The sequence below is a fragment of the Streptomyces sp. Ag109_G2-15 genome, assembly GCF_900215565.1.
GTDB lineage: Bacteria > Actinomycetota > Actinomycetes > Streptomycetales > Streptomycetaceae > Streptomyces > Streptomyces diastatochromogenes.
Window position 1 is genome coordinate 5388302 of sequence record NZ_OCNI01000001.1, and the last position, 24185, is coordinate 5412486.

The window sequence follows — 24185 nt, forward strand, 5'->3', positions numbered from 1 at the left end:
TGTGGGGGACGCCACCAGCCTGGACGGCATGACTGACCACACCACGCGTCTCGACCACGTCGTCCTGTGGGTGGCCGACCCGGTCGCAGCCGCAGGTTTCTACGAGAACGCCGTCGGACTGGAGCCCCTGAACGTCGCCGAGTACACCGAGGGAAAGGTGTCGTTCCCCTCCGTACGCGTCAACGAGGAGACGATCCTGGACCTCGCGCCGCACAGCCTCGTGGAGCACATGCACATGCTCCCCGGCTCCGCCGACAGCGCGGGCCACCCCGTCAACCACGTCTGTCTGGCCCTGCCGTCCGCCGGCTTCGACGCCCTGCGCGCCCGCCTGGCCGACCATGGCGTCCCGGTGTCCGACATCGGCTACGACTCCTCCGGTGCCCGCGGAAACGCCACGCGGAACTTCTACTTCCAGGACCCGGACGGCAACATCTTCGAGGCCCGGCACTACGCGTAGTCGCATGCGGGGCGCGCGGACCCGCCGCCGTCAGAACAGCGGCTCGGGCAGCACACCCTCCAGGGCGAGCAGCTTCCGCTTGGCCTCCAGACCGCCACCGAAACCGCCGATGCCGCCGTCGCTCTCCACCACCCGGTGACACGGCACGACGACCGGCAGCGGATTGGCACCCATCGCCGCCCCTACGGCCTGTGCCCCGCCCGGCTGCCCGACCCGCCCGGCCAGATCGCCGTATCCCACCACCGTGCCGTACGGGACTCCGGAGGCCAGCTCGCGCAGCACCTGCCGGTTGAAGCCCGAGATCAGCGACCAGTCCAGGGGCAGGTCGAAGTCGTGCCGTTCGCCCGCGAAGTACGCCTCGACCTGCCGTATCGCCTCGGCCAGCAGCGGCGAGTCCGGGTCCTCGACCGGTTCGGCGCCCAGTCGGGCCGCCAACTGCTCCAGAGCCCTCTCACGCACCGCGTCCGTGGCGTGGAAGACGACGTTGACCAGTCCCTCGCGGGTCGCCGCCAGCATCAGCGGGCCGACGCCGGTGCCCACGACGGCCCACACGACCCGCTGCTCGTCCTGCCCATGGCTCTCCATGCGCCCACCGTACGACCCGCCACTGACAATGCCCGCCACAAGGCGGCCCCGGCTCAGTCGGTGCCCAGCGCCGCCCGGACCACGTCGGGTTTGTTGGTGATGAGCCCGTCGACGCCGTAGCCCGTGGTCTTCCAGGCGGTGGCCGCGTCGTTCACCGTCCAGGCGAACACCCGGAGCCGCCTGCCGTGCGGTCCGGTCAGGGCATGCACGGCGGAGACGTAGTCGGCGGAGATCGACCCGTACGAGGGATTGATCAGATCGCTGAAGCGCGCGTACTGACGCAGCTGCGCCACGGACGGCGTGCCGAGGCAGGCGGTGGTGAGAGCGGGCTTCAGCTTGTGCACGGCACGCACGCTGTCCGCGTCGAAACTCTGCACGATCAGCCGCCCGAGGTGGCGGCGGTCCAGCCAGCCCTCGTTGCCGAGCAGCTTCAGGGTCTGCTGCTCGATGCCGGGGTACAGCTCGGGGTTCTTGATCTCCAGGAGCAGCTTCTCGTGGTTGTGGTCGACCCGGCGCATGTACTGCTCCAGGGTGGGCACGCGCGTGCCCACGTAGGCGGGGGAGAACCAGCTGCCCGCGTCCAGCCGGGCGATCTCGGCGGCGGTGAAGTCCTTCACCTTCCAGGGCGCCCGGCCCGGGAAGACGTCCTCGACGTTCGTGGTGCGCCGCAGGCTGTCGTCGTGGATGACGACCAGTTCGCCGTCTTTGGTGCGCTGGACGTCGTTCTCGACCCAGGTGAAGCCAAGCTGCGCGGCCTTGTCGATGGAGGCCAGGGTGTTCTCGGGAGCGTAGGCGGAGGCACCGCGGTGGGCGATCACCGTGGGCTCGCCGGCCTCGCGTGCCAGGGCGTCGGAGGTGGGGCTGAGCAGGGCTGCCGCCCCCAGGATCGCGGTGGCCGTAGAGGCGGCTGCGCGCGCGTACATGCGGACTCCTCGCGTCGAGCGATTACCGACAGCATCAGCTTGACAGCAGAGAGTCAACGACACGTGGGCGCAGGACACCCACACGATGAATGGTGTCGCCCAAGTCCGCACACGGGTGCCGCACAAGTGGGGCAAGGCCGTGTTTCTTTGCCGGAAAATCGTTCGACCATTCCGGTGGGAGTCATACTCTCTGCGTCAACCCTGACCGCCGTCGCGGTCCTGGGACGGGGGCGCATTTCAGATATTCCGGGACGCAAGAGGGCGGAAGGGCAGCCGCGCATGCAGGGCACGGTCGACGGATTCAGCTACGGGGTCGTCACCCCGTTGGTGGCCTTTCTGATGGCCTGCCTCGGCGGCGCCCTCGGCCTGCGCTGCACCACCCGATCCCTGCTGGTCACGCACTCCTGGCGGCCCGCCTGGCTGGCCCTCGGCTCGGCCGCGATCGGCTCCGGCATCTGGACCATGCACTTCGTCGCCATGATGGGCTTCACCATCAAGCAGACGCCGATCCACTACGACAAGCCGATCACCTACGCGAGCCTCGGCCTCGCCATCGTCATGGTGGGCGTCGGGATCTTCATCGTCGGCTACCGGGGCGCCACCGGCACCGCCCTGTTCACCGGCGGCACGATCACCGGTCTGGGCGTCGCCTCGATGCACTACCTCGGCATGGCGGGCATGCACTTCGACGGGCGGCTCTCGTACAACACGCTCACCGTCGCCGCCTCCGTCGTCATAGCGGTCGTGGCCGCCACGGCCGCCCTGTGGGCCGCCGGACAGGTCCGGGGCTTCCTGTGGAGCGTCGGGGCGAGCATGGTGATGGGCCTCGCCGTCAGCGGCATGCACTACACCGGCATGGCCGCCCTCGACGTCCACCTCCACCTCCACGGCACCTCCGGCTCCGCCACCGGTGGCTCGCCGGCCACGGTGCTCGCGCCGATGCTGATCGGCCCCCTCGCCTTCCTGCTCCTCGCCGGGGTCGTCGTGATGTTCGATCCGCTGATGATCATGGGCAGGCCCACCCGGAGGGACGTCGAGGACAAGCCGGGTGTCCCGGCCACCGCCGTGGCCTCGCACCAGCACCACCACCCGCCGCTCCACTCCGGCCGCCGGCCGGTCCGCGACCCCCGGCACCACGGCTCCCGCACCCCGCAGAACCGCTGATCGGGACCCGTTGTCAGTGCGGGGTCGTACGGTGGATCCCATGCGGCCCGTTTCCCACATCGAACGCACGGTGGCGCCCTTCGAGGTCGTCAGCCCCTACCAGCCCAGCGGCGACCAGCCGGCGGCCATCGCCGATCTGGCCAAGCGCATCGAGGCCGGTGAGAAGGACGTCGTCCTGCTCGGCGCGACCGGCACCGGCAAGTCCGCCACCACCGCGTGGATGATCGAGAAGCTCCAGCGCCCCACCCTCGTGATGGCGCCGAACAAGACGCTGGCCGCCCAGCTGGCCAACGAGTTCCGCGAGCTCCTCCCGAACAACGCGGTCGAGTACTTCGTCTCGTACTACGACTACTACCAGCCCGAGGCCTACGTCCCGCAGTCGGACACCTACATCGAGAAGGACTCCTCGATCAACGAGGAGGTTGAGCGCCTGCGCCACTCGGCGACGAACTCGCTGCTCACCCGCCGTGACGTCATCGTGGTCGCCTCGGTGTCCTGCATCTACGGCCTCGGTACCCCGCAGGAGTACGTGGACCGGATGGTCCCCCTCCGGGTCGGCGACGAGATCGACCGTGACGAGCTGCTGCGCCGCTTCGTCGACATCCAGTACACGCGCAACGACGTGGCCTTCACCCGCGGCACCTTCCGGGTCCGCGGCGACACCATCGAGATCTTCCCGGTCTACGAGGAGCTGGCCGTCCGCATCGAGATGTTCGGCGACGAGATCGAGGCGCTGTCCACGCTCCACCCGCTCACCGGCGAGATCATCAGCGACGACCAGCAGCTGTACGTCTTCCCGGCCTCCCACTACGTCGCGGGCCCCGAGCGCATGGAGCGGGCCGTCAACGACATCGAGAAGGAGCTGGGGGAGCGCCTGGCCGAGCTGGAGAAACAGGGCAAGCTCCTGGAGGCCCAGCGCCTGCGGATGCGCACCACGTACGACATCGAGATGCTCCGCCAGATCGGCAGCTGCTCCGGCGTGGAGAACTACTCGATGCACTTCGACGGCCGCTCGCCCGGCTCCCCGCCCAACACCCTGCTGGACTACTTCCCGGACGACTTCCTGCTCGTCATCGACGAGTCGCACGTCACGGTCCCGCAGATCGGCGCCATGTACGAGGGCGACGCCTCCCGCAAGCGCACCCTGGTCGAGCACGGCTTCCGGCTGCCCTCCGCCCTGGACAACCGCCCCCTGAAGTGGGAGGAGTTCCAGGAGCGCATCGACCAGACGGTCTACCTGTCGGCGACCCCCGGCACCTACGAGCTGTCCCGTGGGGACGGCGTCGTCGAGCAGATCATCCGCCCCACCGGCCTCGTCGACCCGGAGGTCGTCGTCAAGCCCACCGAGGGCCAGATCGACGACCTGGTGCACGAGATCCGCAAGCGCACCGAGAAGGACGAGCGTGTCCTGGTCACCACGCTCACCAAGAAGATGGCCGAGGACCTCACGGACTACTTCCTGGAACTCGGCATCCAGGTGCGCTATCTGCACAGCGACGTCGACACCCTGCGCCGCGTCGAGCTGCTGCGCGAGCTGCGCTCCGGCGAGTTCGACGTCCTGGTCGGCATCAACCTGCTCCGCGAGGGCCTCGACCTGCCCGAGGTGTCCCTGGTGGCCATCCTCGACGCCGACAAGGAGGGCTTCCTGCGCTCCGGCACCTCGCTGATCCAGACCATCGGCCGCGCGGCGCGCAACGTCTCCGGCCAGGTCCACATGTACGCCGACAAGATCACCCCGGCGATGGAGAAGGCCATCGAGGAGACCAACCGCCGCCGGGAGAAGCAGGTCGCCTACAACAAGGCCAACGGCATCGACCCGCAGCCGCTGCGCAAGAAGATCAACGACATCGTCGCGCAGATCGCCCGTGAGGAGGTCGACACCGAGCAGCTGCTCGGCTCCGGCTACCGCAAGCAGAAGGACGGCAAGGGAGCCAAGGCCCCCGTCCCGTCGCTCGGCGACAAGGCGGCCAAGGGAGCGAAGACCGGCAAGGCCGCCAAGGGCAAGGCCGGCGCCGCGACGCCCACGGACCGCCCCGCGGCCGAACTCGCCGAGCAGATCGAGGAGATGACGGAGCGCATGCGCGCCGCCGCCGCCGAGCTGCAGTTCGAGATCGCCGCCCGGCTGCGCGACGAGGTCTCCGAGATGAAGAAGGAACTGCGCCAGATGCGGGAGGCGGGTCTCGCCTGACCCCTCGTGGACCCTGCCGGACCTCGGGATACGCGCCTCGTGTTGCAACACCGACACAAAGCACGAGCCGGGGTTCGGCACTGTCAGTGCCCCTGCGTAGGGTTCTGGACAACCGCCCACTGTGCGGCAACAGGGGACCACCGAGAGGGGAATCAGCCGTGACCGTCAACTTGACCAAGGGTCAGGCCATCAGCCTGGAGAAGAAGGACGGGGCCACCCTGACCGCGGTCCGCATGGGTCTCGGCTGGCAGGCGGCGAAGCGGCGCGGCCTGTTCGGCTCGCGCACCCGCGAGATCGACCTGGACGCCTCGGCGGTTCTCTTCGCCGAGAAGCAGCCGGTCGACGTCGTCTTCTTCCGCCACCTGGTGAGCGACGACGGCTCCGTGCGCCACACCGGCGACAACCTCGTCGGCGGCGCCGGTCAGGGCGGTGACGACGAGGCCATCCTCGTGGACCTGCAGCGCGTCCCGGTCCACATCGACCAGATCGTCTTCACCGTGAACTCCTTCACGGGCCAGACCTTCCAGGAGGTGGAGAACGCGTTCTGCCGCCTCGTGGACGAGACCAACGGCCAGGAGCTGGCCCGCTACACGCTGGCGGGCGGCGGCGAGTACACCGCCCAGATCATGGCCAAGGTGCACCGCGCGGGCTCGGGCTGGACGATGACCGCCCTGGGCGAGCCGGCCAGGGGCCGCACTTTCCAGGACCTGATGCCGACGATCCAGTCGTACCTGTAGGACCGCCCGACGCGGCGCGCACGACAACACGACACAGGGGGGCGTCGGCGATGACGGCCGAGCTGGTGCGGGGGCAGAACCACCCGCTGTCGCAGGACCGGCTGGAGATTCGGATCTCTGCCGGGGTGCCGGTCCTGGCGGGAGCCACGCTCGGCGACGAGCACGGCACGGTGCACGGCGCCGAGTGGGTGGCTCACCCCGGCGCCCCCACGCTGCCCGGAATCGAGGTGTCCGGGCAGGCCGCCGCGGACCACCGTCTCGCCGTCGACCTGGCCGCCCTGCCCGAGGCAGTCCACCGCCTCACCGTGCTGCTGGCCCTGCCCACCCAGCCGGGAGGCGCGCTCCGGTTCGGTGCGGTCGCCGCCCCGCGGACGGCGGTCACCGGCCTCGACGGCGCCGAGATCGTTCGCTTCACCCTCACCGACCTGGACGCCGAGTCGGCCGTCGTCGCCCTGGAGTTGTACCGCCGGCAGGGTGCCTGGAAGGTCCGTGCGGTCGGCCAGGGCTACGCCGGCGGCCTCGCCGCCCTCTTCACCGACCAGGGCCTGCCCCGGGCCGAAGCACTCGCGGCGGAGGTCCAGGAGGCGGTGTCCCGAAGCCTTGCCCGCGCGATACCGGTGCCACAGCCTCAGGACACCGCCGGCTCCTTGGCACCACAGCCGACCCAGTCGTACGACACCCAGGACCCGCAGGGCGCGCGGACCCCAAGCGGCCCGATTGACTACACCCACCCCGACCGCCGCGCCCACGCGGCCCCGCCGCCGCCCTCGACGTCCCCGGCACCGGACGGCCGGCCTCCCCAGCCCGTGGCGGGTGACGCGGTGGGCTGGTCGATGGAGGAGCGGCTGTACAACCAGGTCTGGGGCATGTTCGAGGATCTGGCCCGCACCACGGCCGCGTACCGCAGCGCGGTCGACTTCGCCGGCTCCCGTCTGGAGAAGGAACTCGACCAGGTCCTCGCCGACCCGCGCAGCCGGCTCGGTACGGCGGGTGATGCCGCGCGCGAGACGGCCCATGCCCGGTACTCCCAGCTGGTCGACCAGGCACGGGTCGCCTTCGACCGGGACCTCGCCCAGCTCACCGCCGAGTCCGAGGTCGTCGAGCCCGCGCTCCCGCCGGCGTACGCCCGCTGGGACAACCCCGTCTGGCACGGCTACCGCGTGCCGGACGAGCCGCCGCTGGCCGTGCGGCTCGGTGATCTCCACCTGCCCGAAAGCGTCCCGCTGCGCATTCCCCTGCTGGTCAGGCTGCCGCTGGAGCGGGGGCTATGGATCGACAGCGGCCCCGTGGCAGGACCCGACGACACTTTCCTGGACTCCGACGAGGCACGCCGGCTCGCCCTGGACGCCGTGGTGGCGCTCGCGGTCCGGCTGCTGGCCGTCCACCCGGCGGGGGAGTTCGCCGTGCAGGTCGTCGACCCGGCCGGTGCCGGGGCCCAGGCACTCCTGCCGCTGACGCGGGCGGGGGCGGTGGCGCCGCCCGCGAGCGGCGCGGCGGGTGTGGCGGACATGCTGGAGCGGCTCACCCGCCGTGTCGACCTGACGCAGATGGCGGTTCGCGGCGGCGCGGCCGAATCGCTGCCACCCGACGTCGACACCGCCCAGCAGCTGCTGATCGTCAACGACTTCCCGCACGGTTTCGACGACCGGGCGGTGACCCGGCTGCGCTATCTCGCCGACGAGGGCCCGGCCGTCGGCGTGCACCTGCTGATGGTCGCGGATCGTGCGGACGCCGAGGCCTACGGCCCGTTGCTCGACCCGCTGTGGCGTTCGCTCATGCGACTCACCCCCGTACCCGACGACCACCTCGCCGATCCCTGGGTCGGCCACGCCTGGACGTATGAGCCCTCGCTCGTTCCGCCCGGCAGCGGGATCCTGCAGCAGGTGCTCACCGAGGTCACCACAGCCCGCACCAAGCATCAGTAAAAGGCCTCTGAGCTGCTCATTTGGTGTTTCTTTTACTAATTACTTTACCTTTCCTTGGTGATTGGGGTACTGTCTTCCCAACGGAGGGGAGTACTCCCTGACTGCGGCGCACCCGTCAATACGGATCGATGTGGATCCCGGGGCGTCGGCCCATCGCGGGTGGAAGAGACCTCCGGCAGCGACAACGCTGAAAGTGTTTGCCGTTACGTAATGCCGGAGGTGCAGTGGAAGTCTCTGTGACCCTGTGGGTCCTGACCATTCTGGGTCTCGCCGCCCTGATCGCGGTCGATTTCTTCATCGGCCGCAAGCCCCACGACGTGTCGATCAAGGAAGCCGGCATCTGGACCGTCGTCTGGATCGCCCTGGCCGGACTCTTCGGCCTCGGTCTGCTGCTCTTCGGTGGTGGCCAGCCGGCCGGTGAGTTCTTCGCCGGCTTCATCACCGAGAAGTCGCTGAGCGTCGACAACCTCTTCGTCTTCGTCCTGATCATGGCGAAGTTCGCAGTGCCCTCGCAGTATCAGCAGCGAGTCCTGCTCGTCGGTGTCCTCATAGCCCTGGTCCTGCGGGCCATCTTCATCGCGGCCGGAGCCGCGATCCTCGCCAGCTTCTCCTGGGTCTTCTACCTCTTCGGCGCCTTCCTGATCTGGACCGCCTGGAAGCTCATCCAGGAGGCCCGCGCCGACGAAGAGGATGAGGAGTACGAGGAGAACAAGCTGCTGAAGGCCGCGGAGCGCCGGTTCGGCGTGGCCGACCGGTACCACGGCACGAAGCTCTGGATCCAGCAGAACGGCAAGCGGGTCATGACCCCGATGCTGGTCGTGATGCTCGCCATCGGCACCACCGACGTGCTGTTCGCGCTGGACTCGATCCCCGCGATCTTCGGCCTGACCCAGGACCCGTACATCGTCTTCACCGCCAACGCCTTCGCCCTCATGGGGCTGCGTCAGCTGTACTTCCTCATCGGCGGCCTGCTCAGGAAGCTGGTCCACCTGTCGTACGGCCTGTCGATCATCCTCGGCTTCATCGGCGTGAAGCTGGTCCTGCACGCGCTGCACGAGTCCGGGGTCCACGTCCCCGAGATCAGCATCCCGGTCTCGCTCGGCGTGATCTGCGCGGTCCTGGTCGTCACCACCATCACCAGCCTGATGGCCTCCAGGAAGCAGGCGGCCGCCGAGGCGGTGCGCGGCGGGAGTGAGGGCGCCCCGAAGGACAGCGTCGACGCCTGACGGCAGGGGACGCGAGAACCATCACCCGACCTGCGGGGCCCCAGCCGTACCGGCGCTGGTGCCCCGCACCGGAAAGGATGAGAAGGGATCCGAAAAGAACGGAATGCGAACCCTGTACGTGTCTGCCACGATCGCTGCATGATCACTCGGCTCAGGTCGCTCACCACCCAGTGGACGCTCCTCGTGCCGGTGCTCGCGGTCGTCCTGCTGATCTTCACCTGGGGCCGTAGTCTTCCCGGCGCGGTCGTCGCGCTGGTGACCCTGGTCCTCTCGGGGTCCGTCCTCGCAGCGGTGCACCACGCCGAGGTGGTCGCCCACCGCGTCGGTGAACCCTTCGGCTCCCTGGTGCTGGCCATCGCCGTCACCGTCATCGAGGTGGCCCTGATCGTCACCCTCATGGTCGACGGCGGCGACAAGAGTGCCACCCTGGCCCGCGACACCGTCTTCGCCGCCGTGATGATCACCTGCAACGGAATCGTCGGGCTCTGTCTCCTCGTCGCCTCCCTGCGCCACGGGACCGCGGTCTTCAACCCCGAGGGCACCGGCGCCGCCCTGGCGACCGTGGCGACCCTGGCCACGCTCAGCCTGGTGCTGCCGACGTTCACCACCAGCAAGCCGGGCCCCGAGTTCTCCACCGTGCAGTTGACGTTCGCCGCGCTGTCCTCACTGATCCTCTACGGCCTGTTCGTGGCCACCCAGACCGTGCGGCACCGCGACTACTTCCTGCCGATCACTCGGCAGGGCGAGGTCATCACCAGCGACGACCATGCCGCGCCCCCCTCCGCGCGCGCCGCCTGGACCAGCCTCGGCGTGCTCGGCCTCGCCCTGATCGGCGTGGTGGGCCTGGCCAAGGGCGTGTCGCCCACCATCGAGTCCGGTGTGGCGGCGGCCGGCCTGAACCAAGCGGTCGTCGGTGTGATCATCGCCCTGCTCGTCCTGCTGCCCGAGACGATCGCCGCGCTGCGCTCCGCCCGCCGCGACCGGGTGCAGACCAGCCTCAACCTCGCGCTCGGCTCGGCCATGGCCAGCATCGGCCTGACCATCCCCGCCGTCGCCCTCGCCTCCGTCTGGCTGTCCGGACCGCTTGTCCTCGGTCTCGGCCCGACGCACATGCTGCTGCTCGCACTGACCGTGGTGGTCAGCTCCCTGACGGTGGTGCCGGGCCGGGCCACACCCCTGCAGGGCGGCGTGCACCTGGTGCTGTTCGCGGCCTACCTGGAGCTGGCGATCAATCCGTAGCGTGGTCGGCCCGGTCAGCTCGTGGCCGGCTCGACCGCGGGCACGGGTACCGGCCGCGTCTCCGGCAGCAGCGCGAAGCAGCCCAGGCTCAGCAGGGCGATCCCGGTCAGATACACGCCCACGCCCCACGGGACGCGCCCGCCGTGCTCCGCCAGCGCCGTCGCCACGATCGGGGTGAGCGCGCCGCCCAGAACCCCGCCGAGGTTGTAGCCGACCGCGGCCCCCGTGCAGCGCACCCGCGCCTCGTACAGCTCCGGCAGATACGCGGCGATCACCGAGAACATGATGACGAAGGCGACCAGCGCGCCCAGGATGCCGAGGAACATCAGCAGCGGCTCGCCCGTCGCCAGCAGCGCGACCATCGGCAGCATCCACAGGGCGCATGCCGTGCAGCCCGCCAGGCACATCGGCCGGCGCCCGTAGCGGTCGCCCAGCAGCGCCATGGGGGGCGTGAGCGCTCCCTTCACCACCACGGCGGCCATGACGCACGTCAGCATGACGGTACGGCTCACCCCGAGCCGTTCGGTCGCATACGCCAGCGACCACGTCGTCACCGCGTAGAACACCGCGTACCCGACGGCCAGCGCCCCAGCCGTCAGCAGCACCAGCCGTCCGTGGTGCCGTACGACCTCGAAGATCGGCACGCGCGCGTGGTCGTCGATCTCCAGGAACCCGGGAGTCTCGGTGAGCGACGACCGCAGCCACAGCCCGGCCAGAGCCAGCACGCCGGCCGCCCAGAACGGAACCCGCCACCCCCACTGCGCGAACTGCGCGTCGGACAGCGCCGCCGACAGTGCGAGCATCACCCCGTTGGCGAGCACGAAGCCGAACGCGGGCCCCACCTGAGGGAAGCTCGACCACAGGGCGCGCCGCTCCGCGGGCGCGTGCTCGGCGGTCAGCAGCACCGCCCCGCCCCATTCACCGCCGAGCCCCAGCCCCTGAAGGAAGCGCAGGACGAGCAGCAGCACCGGGGCGGCCACACCGATGGATCCGTACGTCGGCACGCACCCGACCGCGACTGTCGAAGCGCCGGTCAGCAGCAGGGAGGCGACCAGCACCGGCCGCCGTCCGCGCCGGTCACCGAGGTGCCCGAACAGCACCGAGCCCAGCGGCCGGGCCACGAACCCCACCCCGAACGTCACGAACGCCGCCAGCGTCCCCGCCACCGGCGAGAACGTCGGGAAGAACAGGGGTCCCAGGACCAGGGCCGCCGCTGTCCCGTAGACGAAGAAGTCGTAGAACTCGATCGCGGTCCCGGCGAGCGAGGCGGCCGCGAGCCGCGGCATGGAAGGGGCCCTTACAGCCCGTACATCGTGCATGCCGCGTCAACTACCCACCGTGATCAAGGGTTACGGGGGCGTGCGGAGGTGATCAACGAGTCGTGGCGCGCGCCGAGGCGGCCGGAGCACGCGACCCCTCGCCCGCGCGGCACGCCGTGATAGACCGGGTGCGAGCAAGCGGTCGCAGAAACCGCCCCGAACGGACCGGAGGAACCGTGCCCCGCACCCTGGCCAACGCCCCGATCATGATCCTCAACGGGCCCAACCTGAACCTCCTCGGCCAGCGCCAGCCCGAGATCTACGGCAAGGACACGCTCGCCGACGTCGAGGCGATGTGCGCCAAGGCGGCGGCGGCGCACGGCGGCACGGTGGACTTCCGGCAGTCCAACCACGAGGGCGAGCTGGTCGACTGGATCCACGAGGCGCGGCTCACCCACTGCGGGATCGTCATCAACCCCGGCGCCTACTCCCACACCTCGGTCGCGATTCTGGACGCACTCAACACCTGCGACGGCATGCCCGTGCTGGAGGTGCACATCTCCAACATCCACCAGCGCGAGACGTTCCGGCACCACTCGTACGTCTCGCTGCGCGCCGACGGCGTGATCGCGGGCTGCGGCGTGCAGGGCTACGTGTTCGGCGTGGAGCGGGTCGCCGCCCTGGTGGGGGCGGCGCAGGCCGACGCGTAGCCCTCGCGGGCTACAGACGGCCGGACTCCACGATCCGCCGCAGGAAGCGCCGTGTGCGCTCCTGCTGCGGGTCGCCGAAGACCTGCTCGGCGGTACCGCGCTCCAGCACGACCCCTCCGTCCAGAAAACAGACCTGATCGGCGACGTCCCGGGCGAAGCCCATCTCGTGCGTCGCCAGCACCATGGTCATGCCCTCGTTCTTCAGGCCACGGACCACTTCCAGTACCTCGCCGACGAGTTCGGGGTCCAGCGCGGCGGTGATCTCGTCGAGCAGCAGCAGCCGGGGCCGTACGGCGAGGGCCCGTACGATCGCCACACGCTGCTGCTGGCCGCCGCTCAACCTGTCCGGGTAGGCAGCCGCCTTGCCGCCCAGTCCGAGGCGCTCCAGCAGCTCCCTGGCCCGCTCCTCGGCCTCCGCGCGAGAGGCGCCGTGCACCCGGCGCGGGGCGAGCGTGATGTTGTCCAGCACGGTCATGTGCGGGAAGAGGTTGTACGCCTGGAAGACCACGCCGATACGGCGTCGTACCGCGTCCTGGTCGACGCGCGGGTCGGTGATCTCCTCGCTGTCCAGCCAGATCGCTCCGTCGTCGATCTCCTCCAGGAGATTGGCGCAGCGCAGCAGCGTGGACTTGCCCGAGCCGGAGGCGCCGATCAGCGCGGTCACGGTGTGCGGGGCGACCTCCAGGTCGACGTCCCGCAGCACGACCGAGGCGCCGAAGGTCTTGCGGACGGACTCCATGCGCAGGACAGGCGCGTCGCTCATATGGATCCTCCCTGGGCCCGCTGCCGGTCCATCCTGGCGGTCACCCAGTCCGTGAAGCGGGTCATCGGGATGGTGAGCGCCACGAACACCAGCCCCGCGACGATGTACGGCGTGTAGTTGAGGCTCCGGCCCACGATGATGTCGGCGGCCCGTACAGCGTCCACCGCACCGCCGATCGACACCAGGCCGGTGTCCTTCTGCAGCGACACCAGGTCGTTGAGCAGGGGCGGCACCTGACGGCGCACCGCCTGGGGCAGCACGACGTAGCGCAGGGCCTGCCGGTTGGTGAGGCCCAGCGAGCGGGCCGCGGCGCGCTGCGAGGGGTGGATGGACTCGATGCCGGCCCGGAACACCTCGGCCACGTACGCCGAGTACGTCAGCGTCAGCGCCGTACCGCCCAGCAGCACCGGATCCACCGTCACGCCCTGCAGCCGCAGCGCGGGCACGCCCAGCACCACGATCATCAAGTTGATGATGAGCGGCAGACCGCGGAAGAAGTCGGTGTACGCCGCCGCCAGCGCGCGCAGCGGGAAGAACACCGGGCCGCGCAGGGTGCGGGCCACGGCGATGAGCATGCCGAGGACCAGCACGGCGACGCCGCAGATGAGCAGCAGGCGGACGTTCAGCCACAGGCCTTCGAGGACCTTCGGGAACGCCTCGCGCGCGTACTGCGCGCTGAAGAACGTCTCCTTGGTGCGCGGCCAGCCCGGCGCGTTGACGACGACCAGGTAGAGCACGGCGGCCGTGACCAGGGTGGAGAGTGCCGCGATGGCCGTGGCGCGGCGGGCGCGCGCCCGCTTGTAGCGCTCGCGCTCCAGCCGCCGCTCGGAGGGCACATAGCCGTCGCCGACGACACCGTCCTCGGCGCCGCCGGTCATGTCCCCCTTGTCGTCCGCCCCCTCCCGGGCGGACTCACCCTTGGTGACCGTCACTTGAGCACCGGTGCGTCGACGGCGTCGGAGAGCCACTGCTTCTCGATCCGCGCCAGCGTGCCGTCCTTGCGCAGGGCGTCCACGGCGCCGGACACGCACGAGGTCAGCGCGCTGCCCTTGTCGAGCACGAGCCCGAACTGCTCGGGCGTGCCGCCCTGGTTCGCGAACTGGCCGACGATCTTCGCGTCCGTCACCTCGGCCGCGGTGATGTAGAACGCGGTCGGCAGGTCGACGACGATGGCGTCGACCTGACCGTTCTTCAGCGCGGACTTGGCCTGGTCGTTCTTGGCGTACACGGCGGCCTCCTGCTTCGGCTTCACCACGTCGGTGATGTAGTCGAGGCTCGTGGTGCCCACCTGGGCGCCCAGCTTGAGGTTCTTCAGGTCCGCGATGCTCGTCGCCTTGGCGGCCTTGCTGCCCTTGAGCGCGATGACGGCCTGGCGCACGTCGTAGTAACCGGAGGAGAAGTCCACGGCCTTCTTGCGCTCCGGGCTGATCGACACCTGGTTGATGTCGAAGTCGAACGTCTTCACGCCGGGCGCGAACGCCTTGTTGAAGGGCACGCTCTGCCAGACCACGGCGCTCTTGTCGTAGCCCAGCTGCTTCGCCACGGCGTAGGCCACCGCGGACTCGAAGCCCTTGCCGTTCGCGGGCTTGTCGTCCTTGAACCACGGCTCGTACGCGGGCTCGTCCGTCGCGATCGTCAGCTTCCCGGACGTCTGGGTGGCCAACTTGCCCTTGGCGCAGCTCTTCTGGGCGGACCCGGACGGGGTGGCCGACGCCTTCTCCTCGGGCTGGGGAGCACAGCCGACAGCGGTGGCGAGCAGGGCTATGGTGGCGGCGGCTACCGCGCGGCGCAGTGCGCGAGGGGCAAGGTGCATGGCGGGAGATTGACAGCGAACCCCCCGTTTGTCCAGGTCACGGCGTTCATTGTCCGCATAGTGGGAACCGGTGTTGCAGTCGTGTGAACACCTGTCGCCTGAGGCGGCTCTGGCCTGGGCCGCCGGCCGAGGGCGGGGTTGGAAGACCGGCGGCCCATACCGCGCAGGAGCCGTCATCCTGTGCGGGGCTGCTACCAGTTGACTGCGTGACAAGGCGCGAAGGGAGCGCGCATGCGCCCCAGGCGCGTGCGAACAGCTCACACGGGGCGCGCGACGGAGTGCACGCCGGGCGCACACGCGGGGCGTGCGCCCGGTGTGGAAGCGCCAACTTCTCAAGCTGCTCAGGCCGCATCAAGGGGCGCGGGGAACTGCGCGACAAGCCTCCCAAGCACCCGCAGCCGCACATGAAGCAGGCACCCCGAGCTGGCAGGCGCCCGCCGCATCACCACCCGCGCGCGTGCCACTCCGGCAGATGCGGCCGCTCCGCCCCCAGCGTGGTGTCGTTGCCGTGCCCGGGGTAGACCCAGGTCTCGTCCGGCAGGACGTCGAAGATCTTCGTCTCGACGTCGTGGATCAGACTGGCGAACGCCGCCGGGTCCTTGCGCGTGTTGCCGACGCCGCCCGGGAAGAGGCAGTCCCCGGTGAAGACGTGCGGGTGGCCGTGCGGGTCGTCGTAGACCAGCGCGATGGAGCCCGGAGTGTGCCCGACGAGATGGCGCGCGGTGAGTTCCACGCGCCCCACCCTGATGACGTCACCGTCGTCGACCAGGACGTCGGTGGGCACCGGGATGCCTGGGGCGTCCTCGCGGCCGGCGTACGTACGGGCGCCCGTAGTGGTGACTACCTCGGCGAGCGCCTGCCAGTGGTCGCCGTGCTGATGCGTGGTGACGACGGACGCGATGCCGTCGTCGCCGATCATGGCGAGCAGGGTCTGTGCCTCGTTGGCGGCGTCGATCAGGAGTTGCTCGTCGGTGGCCCGGCAGCGCAGCAGATAGGCGTTGTTGTCCATCGGGCCGACCGCGATCTTCGTGATCATCAGGTCTTTCAGCTCGTGCACGTCCGCCGGTCCGCCGACCTTGACCTCTCCGCTGTACGTCATGGTGATCAGCCTATAGCGGGGGAGTACCCGATGGGCCGTCGTCGCGCTGCAGCCGTCGTCGCGCTACAGGGGAGGCAGCTTCGGGAGCGCGCCACCCGTCGCCCGCAGCGCGGCACCCTCGCGGCGTCCGGCGAGCCAGCCCAGCAGGTCCGCCGGAGCCCCGCTGACCGTGACCTCGGGCTCGGCGGCATCGCGTCCCGTGCTCCACGCGCGCGTGCCGTCCGTGACGCGGGTCGCCGGGACGTCGGGGTGCCCGGAGAACCGCTGTGCCAGGAACTCGATCTCCCGCTCGGTGAACTCCGCCGGAAGATCCTCCAGCTCGTACTCCACCCCGAGGTCCACATGATGCAGCTCGACCTCGACCCACCGCCGGAACGGCACCCGGGACGCGGAGTCGGTGACCCCGTTGCGCAGCTCCACCGTGCGCGTCCAGTCCGCCGGCGCGGCCCCCGTCTCCTGGAAGCGGGCCCCGCTCTCGCGCACGTCGGCGAGCTGGACGTCCAGGGGGCGGGGGGCGTCCCGCTCGATGTCGGCGTCACGGGTCTCGGCGCTCGCGTACATGGGACGCCCCTCGAGGACGTTCACGAGCGCGTCCGCGTTGCGGGCGAGGTGGGCGAGGACATGTCCGCGGGTCCAGCCGGGCAGGCGTGACGGCTCGGCGAGGGACGCGTTGTCCAGCTTGGCGACAGCGGTGAGGAGCCGCTCGGTCGCGTCGCGTACAGAGGCCAGGTCATGAGCGTGATCAATCATGGGCCTGACCCTAGCCCCGCCACACGTTTGGGTGAAGGTGGTGAACCTCGGCCGAAAATCGAAAGCACGTGCTATATCGTCGGGGGTGGCGTCGGGCATGCTGGATGGCCGGGGGTTGTTATGCAACCGGGAAATCCGACCGGCGTTGTCAGTGGCTCCCCCTAGTCTCGAAGGAGCACGGGGGCCCCGCCCCTGTCACTTCTCTCAAGAAAGGTGCGGACCGGCGTGGCCGACCGTCTCATCGTCCGTGGCGCGCGCGAGCACAACCTGAAGAATGTCTCGCTCGACCTGCCGCGTGACTCGCTCATCGTCTTCACGGGCCTGTCGGGGTCGGGCAAGTCCTCGCTGGCCTTCGACACGATCTTCGCCGAGGGCCAGCGCCGATACGTGGAGTCGCTCTCCTCGTACGCCCGCCAGTTCCTCGGGCAGATGGACAAGCCGGACGTCGACTTCATCGAGGGTCTGTCCCCGGCGGTCTCCATCGACCAGAAGTCGACCTCCCGCAACCCGCGCTCGACGGTCGGCACCATCACCGAGGTCTACGACTACCTGCGTCTGCTCTTCGCGCGCATCGGCAAGCCGCACTGTCCCGAGTGCGGCCGCCCGATCTCGCGCCAGTCGCCGCAGGCCATCGTCGACAAGGTCCTGGAGCTGCCGGAGGGGAGCCGCTTCCAGGTGCTGTCGCCGCTGGTGCGTGAGCGCAAGGGCGAGTTCGTCGACCTCTTCGCCGACCTGCAGACCAAGGGCTACTCACGTGCGCGCGTGGACGGCGAGACCATCCAGCTGTCCGACCCGCCGACCCTGAAGAAGCAGGAGAAACACACCATCGAGGTGGTCGTCGACCGCCTCACGGTGAAGGACTCCGCCAAGCGCCGCCTCACCGACTCCGTGGAGACCGCCCTCGGCCTGTCCGGCGGCATGGTCGTGCTCGACTTCGTGGACCTCCCCGAGGACGACCCCGAGCGCGAGCGCATGTACTCGGAGCACCTGTACTGCCCGTACGACGACCTGTCCTTCGAGGAGCTGGAGCCCCGCTCCTTCTCCTTCAACTCGCCCTTCGGCGCCTGCCCCGAGTGCACCGGCATCGGCACGCGCATGGAGGTCGACCCGGAGCTGATCGTCCCGGACGAGGACAAGTCCCTGGACGAGGGCGCCATCCACCCCTGGTCACACGGACACACCAAGGACTACTTCGGCCGCCTGATCGGCGCTCTCGCGGACGCGCTCGGCTTCCGTACCGACATCCCCTTCGCGGGCCTGCCGCAGCGCGCCAAGAAGGCCCTGCTCTACGGCCACAAGACCCAGATCGAGGTCCGGTACCGCAACCGGTACGGCCGCGAGCGCGTGTACACCACGCCCTTCGAGGGTGCGGTGCCCTTCGTGAAGCGCCGGCACAGCGAGGCCGAGAGCGACGCGAGCCGCGAGCGCTTCGAGGGCTACATGCGCGAGGTGCCCTGCCCCTCCTGCGAGGGCACGCGCCTGAAGCCGATCGTCCTCGCTGTCACGATCATGGAGAAGTCGATCGCCGAGGTCTCCGCGATGTCGATCAGCGACTGCGCGGAGTTCCTGGGCGAGCTGACGCTGAACGCCCGCGACAAGAAGATCGCCGAGCGCGTCCTGAAGGAGGTCAACGAGCGGCTGCGCTTCCTCGTCGACGTCGGCCTCGACTACCTCTCCCTCAACCGCGCGGCCGGCACCCTCTCCGGCGGTGAGGCCCAGCGCATCCGCCTGGCCACCCAGATCGGGTCCGGCCTCGTCGGCGTCCTGTACGTCCTGGACGAGCCGTCGATCGGCCTGCACCAGCGCGACAACCACCGGCTGATCGAGACCCTGGTCCGGCTGCGCGACATGGGCAACACGCTCATCGTCGTGGAGCACGACGAGGACACGATCAAGGTCGCCGACTGGATCGTCGACATCGGTCCCGGCGCCGGAGAGCACGGCGGCAAGGTCGTGCACAGCGGCTCCCTGAAGGAACTGCTCGCCAACGCCGAGTCGCAGACCGGCCAGTACCTCTCGGGCCGCAAGTCCATCCCGCTGCCGGATATCCGGCGCCCCCAGGACCCGTCCCGCAGGCTGACCGTGCACGGTGCCCGTGAGAACAACCTGCAGGACATCGACGTGTCCTTCCCGCTGGGCGTGTTCACGGCCGTCACGGGCGTGTCCGGATCCGGCAAGTCGACGCTGGTCAACGACATCCTCTACACACACCTGGCCCGCGAGCTGAACGGCGCGCGCAGCGTCCCCGGACGGCACACGCGCGTGGACGGCGACGACCTCGTCGACAAGGTCGTGCACGTCGACCAGTCGCCCATCGGCCGCACCCCGCGGTCCAACCCGGCGACGTACACCGGCGTCTTCGACCACATCCGCAAGCTGTTCGCCGAGACCACCGAGGCGAAGGTCCGCGGCTACCTGCCCGGGCGGTTCTCCTTCAACGTCAAGGGCGGCCGCTGCGAGAACTGCGCGGGCGACGGCACCATCAAGATCGAGATGAACTTCCTCCCGGACGTCTACGTCCCGTGCGAGGTCTGCCACGGCGCCCGGTACAACCGGGAGACCCTGGAGGTCCACTACAAGGGCAAGTCCATCGCCGACGTGCTGAACATGCCGATCGAGGAGGCGACCGAGTTCTTCGATGCGGTCCCGGCCATCTCCCGGCACCTGAGGACGCTGAAGGACGTCGGCCTCGGGTACGTCCGGCTCGGCCAGTCCGCGACCACCCTGTCCGGTGGTGAGGCGCAGCGCGTGAAGCTCGCCAGCGAGCTGCAGAAGCGCTCCACCGGACGCACGGTCTACGTCCTGGACGAGCCGACCACCGGTCTGCACTTCGAGGACATCAGCAAGCTGCTGAAGGTCCTCGCCGGCCTGGTCGACAAGGGCAACACGGTCATCGTCATCGAGCACAACCTCGACGTGATCAAGACCGCCGACTGGGTCGTCGACATGGGGCCGGAGGGCGGCGCCGGCGGTGGCCTCGTGGTCGCCGAGGGCACGCCCGAGGAGGTCGCCGGCGTTCCGGCCAGCCACACCGGCAAGTTCCTGCGCGAGATCCTCGGCGCCGACCGCATCAGCGACGCGGCACCGGTCAAGGCACCGCGCGGCGCGGCGGCCAAGAAGACGGCCGCGGCCAGGTCCACGGCGAAGAAGACGGTGACGGCCAAGGCCAACAATACGGCGACCAAGAAGGCCGCCTCGGTCACGAAGAAGACGGCACCGGCGAAGAAGACGACGCGGGCCCGCAAGGCGTGAGGCCGGTTCGAGCCATGCCCTGACACGTCATCAAAAAAGCGGCGCCCCGCGGGAACTCCCCGCGGGGCGCCGCTCGTTCCACCATCAGCCACCCCGGCTCCGCGGTTCGGCCGTCCCACGAACCGCGGGTCCGGCTGAACCTTGACACGAGCACGGAGGAAAGAGACCGCTCACAACTCGCCCAGCTCGGCCGCGTACGGCGGCTCCGCACCCGCGCGTGAGCAGGTGATCGCCGCCGCGCGTGCCGCGAACCGCAGCAGTCGCCGCCAGCCGTCCCGTCCCAGGGCGGCGAGTCCCTCCGGCGACAGCGCGTCCTGAGCGGACAGGCCGTGCAGCAGAGCCGCGTTCACCGTGTCACCGGCGCCGATGGTGTCCACGACCTCGACCTTCTCGCCCGGGACGGAGTACTCCGCGCCGTCCCGGGTGTGGACGGTGAGACCGTCGCCGCCCCGGGTGACCACGACGGCCGACGGTCCCGCGGCCAGCCACTCGCGCGGGGTGCCGCCCAGCCACTCGGCGTCCTCCGCGGACAGCTTCAGCAGCGTCACCGAGGGCAGCCAGCTCTTGAAACGCGCCCGGTAGGCGTCCGCGTCCGGGATGAGACCCGCCCGGATGTTGGGGTCGAGGGCGGTGAACAGGCCCTGTGCGGCCGCGGTCCGCATCAGCTCTTCATAGGCGCTCGCCCCCGGCTCCAGGACGAGCGAGCAGGTTCCGAAGGACACCGCGCGCGTGCCGGCGGGGAGACCGGCGGGGATGCTGAAGAGGCGGTCGGCGGTGCCGTCGACATAGAAGGAGTAGGCGGCCGAGCCACCGCCGTCGATCGTCGCGACCGCGAGGGTGGTCGGCTCGGGGCCGCGCTGCACGCCGGACACGTCCACCCCGGCCCGGCGCAGCCCGTCGAGGAGGGCCTCGCCGAAGGCGTCGTGGGACGTCCGGGAGCAGAAGGCGGTCGGGGAGCCGAGGCGGCCGAGGGCCACGGCGGTGTTGTACGGGCCGCCGCCGAGCGCCGGCTTCAGGTCCGCGAGGGCACCCGGGCCGTGCGGTACCAGGTCGATCAGTGCCTCACCGGCGACGACGATCACGAGGCGGTTCCCTTCTCGGGCAGTGCGGACAGCGTGGGGAATGCAGACGGTTCGGTCTTCCCGTCGGGCTCGGCCGGCCGTGGGCCCGCGGCCTGGTCCCGGTCCTCCGGGCACCCGCAGGAGGTGCGGTGGACGAAGGTGCAGGGCAGCCGGACGGTCCGGGCGGGCCGGTCGGGGGCGGCCAGCCGCTCCAGGAGAACCCGGACGGCCTGGGCGCCGATCTCCCTGCTGGGCTGGGCGATGGCGGTGAGACGGGGTGAGAACAGGTCGGCCCAGGCGAAGTCGTCGAAGCAGCACAGGGCGATGTCGTCCGGGACGGCCAGGCCCTCGCGGCGCAGGGCGCGCAGGGCGCCGATGGTCATGGCGTTGTTGGCGGTGACGAGCGCCGTCGGCCGATCGGACAGGGAGAGCAGGGCGGCCGTGGCCCGCTCGGCGCCGGTCGACTCGGAGTTGCCGGACACCACGAGGTCCTCGTCGTGGGCCAGCCCGGCGGTGGCGAGGCCCTGCTGGTAGCCGGTGATGCGCTCACTGGTGGTGCTGAGCCCGGGCAGGCCCGCGACCAGGCCGATCCGGCGATGGCCGAGCCCGGCGAGATGGGTGACGAGGCGGGCCATCGGATCGGCGTTCTCGGCACAGACCTGATCGAAACGCGCCTGCTCGGGGAGCACCCGGTCCAGGAACACCGTCGGAACCTCGTGGCGGCCGAGGTAGGCGACGAGGTCGTGCGGGTGCGCGGAGGGGGCGACGATCATGCCGTCCACCCGGCGCTCGTGGAGGAGCTGGACGACCTTCCGCTCGTGCGCGGGGTCGTCGTGCGGGTCGGCGATCAGCAGGCTGTAGCCCGCTTCCAGGGTGGCCGCCTCGACGCCCTGGAGGATCTCCGTGAAGTACGGGTTGCTGATCGCCGACACCGCGAGGCCGATGGAGCGGGTGCGGGAGGTGACCAGGGAGCGGGCGAGGGTGTTGGGCGTGTAGCCGAGGGCGTCGACGGCGTCCAGTACGGCCTGGCGGGTGTGGGGCAGCACCGGACGCGTGCCGTTGAGCACGTGGGAGACGGTCGCCACGGAGACACCGGCGCTCCGAGCGACGTCCGCCATGGTGGCCATCGCGATTTCCTCTCCCTGAGCCGCAGACCCGCAGACCCGCCGACACGCTGAGCCGCCAACCCGCTGGACGCCGGGAACGTACCTCATCCATCACTTCCACGTAAACGCTTACGCAAGCGTTTACGCACCCGGATCCACCCCGCTCGCCACTCGATCCCCACTCACCGCCCCACCCCTGCCCTCACCCCCGCCCCCGCCCCGGAGCCGACCTTTCCGCCCGGGTATCGTCGGCCTGCACACCCCCTGACCAGTGGAGACTCGATGTCCGCCCGATCGACCCGTCCGTCCGCGAGTCGCCGTACCGTCCTCCGAGGAGCCGCCGTGGCTCCGGTGGCCGGGCTCGGGCTGGCCGCCTGCTCGGCCCCGGGCGGCGCCACGGCCGACGCGACCCCGACCGCGCCGGTCGACCTCGGTGCCGAGAGCGAGGTCGCGAAGGGCGGCGCGAAGCTCTACCGGGACCACAACGTGGTGGTCAGCCGGGACGGAAGCGGCGCCCTCAAGGCGTACAGCACCATCTGCACGCACGCGGGGTGCCCCATCAACAAGCTCCAGGGGACGACCCTGATCTGCCCCTGCCACGGCAGCCAGTTCGACGCCGTGACGGGCAAGGTGGTCCAGGCGCCGGCCACCGAGCCGTTGAACGAGCTGCCGGTGAAGACGTCGAACGGCAGGATCATCGCCGGTCCGGGCGCCTGACCGGCCCGCACGGCCGAGCGGCGGTCAGCCGCTCACTCCCGACCCCGTCACGGCGGCTCCAGGCGTGCCGGGCCCTGCGTCACTCCCAGTCCCAGGCGATGCCGACCAGGCCCGGCCGTATCCGGGGTTCGACCACGTGGACGCTGTGGTGCGGCCCGCTGATCGGCAGCTCGTGACGACCGCTGCGCGGGGCCGCGGGGGAGTGCTGGGTGAAGCGGTGGCAGCGGGCCGGCAGCGCGGCCCCGTCGAAGCGCACCTGGAGTGCGTACTGGCCGCCCGGGAAGCCGAACGGGTGGACGTACTCGCGGGAGACCCCCGCCGTGCCGTCCTCGACGGCGTACCGGAAGAGGAAGGTGTCGCCGGAGCGCAGCCGGGTGCCGAAGAGGAGTTCGGCCACGAGTACACCGGTGTCCTGGTCCAGGCGGACGCGCCCGGTCCGGCAGTTCTCCAGGGCGTGCACCACCATGGCGCGGGGGCTGCTGCCGGGGTCGCCGTGGTGGACGGCGAGGAAGCGGTCGACGCCGTCGCGGTGGGCCCGCACGATGTGGTGGGACTCGAGGCCCGCCAGTTCGCGGCGGGCGCCGATCCGGACACGCTCGTGGTGGCCGAGGGTGTGCAGTCCGCCGTCGAGGGACCAGCCCAGGTCGCCCTGGAGCTGGTTCAGGACGTCGGAGGCCTCGACCAGGGAGCGGTAGGAGCGGGCCGAGGGGCGGCCGGCGGAGGCGGGCTCGCCGGACTCGGTGAGCAGCCGGATCAGGGACTCGTCCGGCAGACGGAGGATCTCCTCCAGGGCCCGTACGGCGCGCAGAGACTCGGGGCGCTGCGGGCGGCGGGCGCCCTGCTGCCAGTAACTCAGGCTGGTGACACCGACCTTGACCCCGTGGCGCGACAGATGGTGCTGCACACGCTGGAGCGGCAGTCCGCGGGCGGCGATCGCGGCGCGCAGCGCCACGTGGAAGGGGCCGCCCCGCAGGGCCGTGTCCAGTTCCGCGGTGGGGGCGTCCGCGTGCTCGGTGGCGTGCCGCATGCACAGGGGCCTTTCTGTGAGGTGTCGCGACGGCTGGTCAGACCGTTGGCGCAGGTGTGCGGGGCCACCCCCGTGGGCGCCGGCAGACGCCCGTATGCGCGCACACCGCGTCCATACGTCGGCGTGCACGGCCCCGAGTTCCCCCGCATTGAAGCGTGTTGACCAGGCCCCGACAACACCCTGG

At 70.4% G+C, this 24185-nt stretch carries 21 protein-coding genes; 10 read left to right on the plus strand and 11 right to left on the minus strand.

What is annotated here, in order from left to right:
- Positions 1-28: 28 nt before the first annotated feature.
- Complete coding sequence (locus tag CRP49_RS24200) at positions 29-457, plus strand: VOC family protein (RefSeq protein WP_097255282.1); 429 nt, start codon at positions 29-31, stop codon at positions 455-457.
- Between the two features lie 30 nt (positions 458-487).
- On the opposite strand, the gene CRP49_RS24205 is transcribed toward CRP49_RS24200, so the two are convergent.
- The gene (locus CRP49_RS24205) at positions 488-1042 is read right to left on the minus strand and encodes a methylated-DNA--[protein]-cysteine S-methyltransferase (RefSeq protein WP_097255283.1); all 555 of its coding nucleotides are present in this window, start codon (positions 1040-1042) and stop codon (positions 488-490) included.
- 53 nt (positions 1043-1095) lie between these two features.
- Entirely contained in the window at positions 1096-1965 is an 870-nt protein-coding gene (locus CRP49_RS24210; protein ID WP_097255284.1) for a glycerophosphodiester phosphodiesterase family protein, read from the minus strand.
- A gap of 279 nt (positions 1966-2244) precedes the next feature.
- Between CRP49_RS24210 and CRP49_RS24215 the strand changes: the two genes are divergently transcribed.
- The 6 genes from CRP49_RS24215 to CRP49_RS24240 all read left to right on the plus strand — a co-directional run bounded on the left by CRP49_RS24215 (position 2245) and on the right by CRP49_RS24240 (position 10444).
- Complete coding sequence (locus CRP49_RS24215; RefSeq protein WP_097255285.1) at positions 2245-3129, plus strand: MHYT domain-containing protein; 885 nt, start codon at positions 2245-2247, stop codon at positions 3127-3129.
- A 40-nt stretch (positions 3130-3169) separates the two neighbouring features.
- Positions 3170-5317, plus strand: a complete 2148-nt coding sequence (uvrB, locus tag CRP49_RS24220) for an excinuclease ABC subunit UvrB (RefSeq protein ID WP_097255286.1) — start codon at positions 3170-3172, stop codon at positions 5315-5317.
- A 158-nt stretch (positions 5318-5475) separates the two neighbouring features.
- Positions 5476-6054 (plus strand): TerD family protein, encoded by a 579-nt coding sequence (locus tag CRP49_RS24225; protein WP_094214836.1) that lies wholly within the window; start codon positions 5476-5478, stop codon positions 6052-6054.
- A gap of 50 nt (positions 6055-6104) precedes the next feature.
- Entirely contained in the window at positions 6105-7979 is a 1875-nt protein-coding gene (locus CRP49_RS24230) for a TerD family protein (protein ID WP_097255287.1), read from the plus strand.
- Between the two features lie 224 nt (positions 7980-8203).
- On the plus strand, positions 8204-9205 hold the full coding sequence (locus CRP49_RS24235; RefSeq protein WP_097255288.1) for a TerC/Alx family metal homeostasis membrane protein: 1002 nt from the start codon (positions 8204-8206) through the stop codon (positions 9203-9205).
- A gap of 138 nt (positions 9206-9343) precedes the next feature.
- Entirely contained in the window at positions 9344-10444 is a 1101-nt protein-coding gene (locus CRP49_RS24240; RefSeq protein WP_097255289.1) for a calcium:proton antiporter, read from the plus strand.
- 14 nt (positions 10445-10458) lie between these two features.
- Here CRP49_RS24240 and CRP49_RS24245 read toward each other — a convergent pair whose 3' ends face one another.
- Positions 10459-11730, minus strand: a complete 1272-nt coding sequence (locus tag CRP49_RS24245) for an MFS transporter (protein ID WP_097255290.1) — start codon at positions 11728-11730, stop codon at positions 10459-10461.
- Between the two features lie 209 nt (positions 11731-11939).
- Here CRP49_RS24245 and aroQ point away from each other — a divergent pair, with 209 nt between their 5' ends.
- On the plus strand, positions 11940-12413 hold the full coding sequence (gene aroQ, locus CRP49_RS24250) for a type II 3-dehydroquinate dehydratase (RefSeq protein WP_094214831.1): 474 nt from the start codon (positions 11940-11942) through the stop codon (positions 12411-12413).
- A 10-nt stretch (positions 12414-12423) separates the two neighbouring features.
- Here aroQ and CRP49_RS24255 read toward each other — a convergent pair whose 3' ends face one another.
- From CRP49_RS24255 to CRP49_RS24275, 5 genes are all read right to left on the minus strand, one after another.
- The gene (locus tag CRP49_RS24255) at positions 12424-13176 is read right to left on the minus strand and encodes an amino acid ABC transporter ATP-binding protein (RefSeq protein ID WP_179851741.1); all 753 of its coding nucleotides are present in this window, start codon (positions 13174-13176) and stop codon (positions 12424-12426) included.
- A complete protein-coding gene (locus CRP49_RS24260; RefSeq protein WP_094214830.1) occupies positions 13173-14108 on the minus strand; it encodes an amino acid ABC transporter permease in 936 nt (311 codons plus the stop codon). The genes CRP49_RS24255 and CRP49_RS24260 overlap by 4 nt, the downstream gene beginning before the upstream one ends.
- The gene (locus CRP49_RS24265) at positions 14105-14989 is read right to left on the minus strand and encodes an ABC transporter substrate-binding protein (RefSeq protein WP_097255291.1); all 885 of its coding nucleotides are present in this window, start codon (positions 14987-14989) and stop codon (positions 14105-14107) included. Before CRP49_RS24265 ends, CRP49_RS24260 begins: the two co-directional genes overlap by 4 nt.
- 442 nt (positions 14990-15431) lie before the next feature.
- The gene (locus CRP49_RS24270; RefSeq protein WP_097255292.1) at positions 15432-16088 is read right to left on the minus strand and encodes an MBL fold metallo-hydrolase; all 657 of its coding nucleotides are present in this window, start codon (positions 16086-16088) and stop codon (positions 15432-15434) included.
- A gap of 63 nt (positions 16089-16151) precedes the next feature.
- Complete coding sequence (locus tag CRP49_RS24275) at positions 16152-16838, minus strand: maleylpyruvate isomerase family mycothiol-dependent enzyme (RefSeq protein ID WP_097255293.1); 687 nt, start codon at positions 16836-16838, stop codon at positions 16152-16154.
- 225 nt (positions 16839-17063) lie between these two features.
- On the opposite strand from CRP49_RS24275, the gene uvrA reads away from it, so the two are divergent.
- Complete coding sequence (gene uvrA / locus CRP49_RS24280; RefSeq protein WP_097255294.1) at positions 17064-20090, plus strand: excinuclease ABC subunit UvrA; 3027 nt, start codon at positions 17064-17066, stop codon at positions 20088-20090.
- A 170-nt stretch (positions 20091-20260) separates the two neighbouring features.
- Here uvrA and CRP49_RS24285 read toward each other — a convergent pair whose 3' ends face one another.
- On the minus strand, positions 20261-21172 hold the full coding sequence (locus CRP49_RS24285) for a carbohydrate kinase (RefSeq protein ID WP_097255295.1): 912 nt from the start codon (positions 21170-21172) through the stop codon (positions 20261-20263).
- On the minus strand, positions 21169-22278 hold the full coding sequence (locus CRP49_RS24290; protein ID WP_097255296.1) for a LacI family DNA-binding transcriptional regulator: 1110 nt from the start codon (positions 22276-22278) through the stop codon (positions 21169-21171). The genes CRP49_RS24285 and CRP49_RS24290 overlap by 4 nt, the downstream gene beginning before the upstream one ends.
- A 261-nt stretch (positions 22279-22539) precedes the next feature.
- Between CRP49_RS24290 and CRP49_RS24295 the strand changes: the two genes are divergently transcribed.
- Complete coding sequence (locus tag CRP49_RS24295) at positions 22540-22974, plus strand: ubiquinol-cytochrome c reductase iron-sulfur subunit (RefSeq protein WP_097255297.1); 435 nt, start codon at positions 22540-22542, stop codon at positions 22972-22974.
- Between the two features lie 79 nt (positions 22975-23053).
- On the opposite strand, the gene CRP49_RS24300 is transcribed toward CRP49_RS24295, so the two are convergent.
- On the minus strand, positions 23054-24001 hold the full coding sequence (locus CRP49_RS24300; protein ID WP_097255298.1) for a hypothetical protein: 948 nt from the start codon (positions 23999-24001) through the stop codon (positions 23054-23056).
- Between the last annotated feature and the right edge of the window lie 184 nt (positions 24002-24185).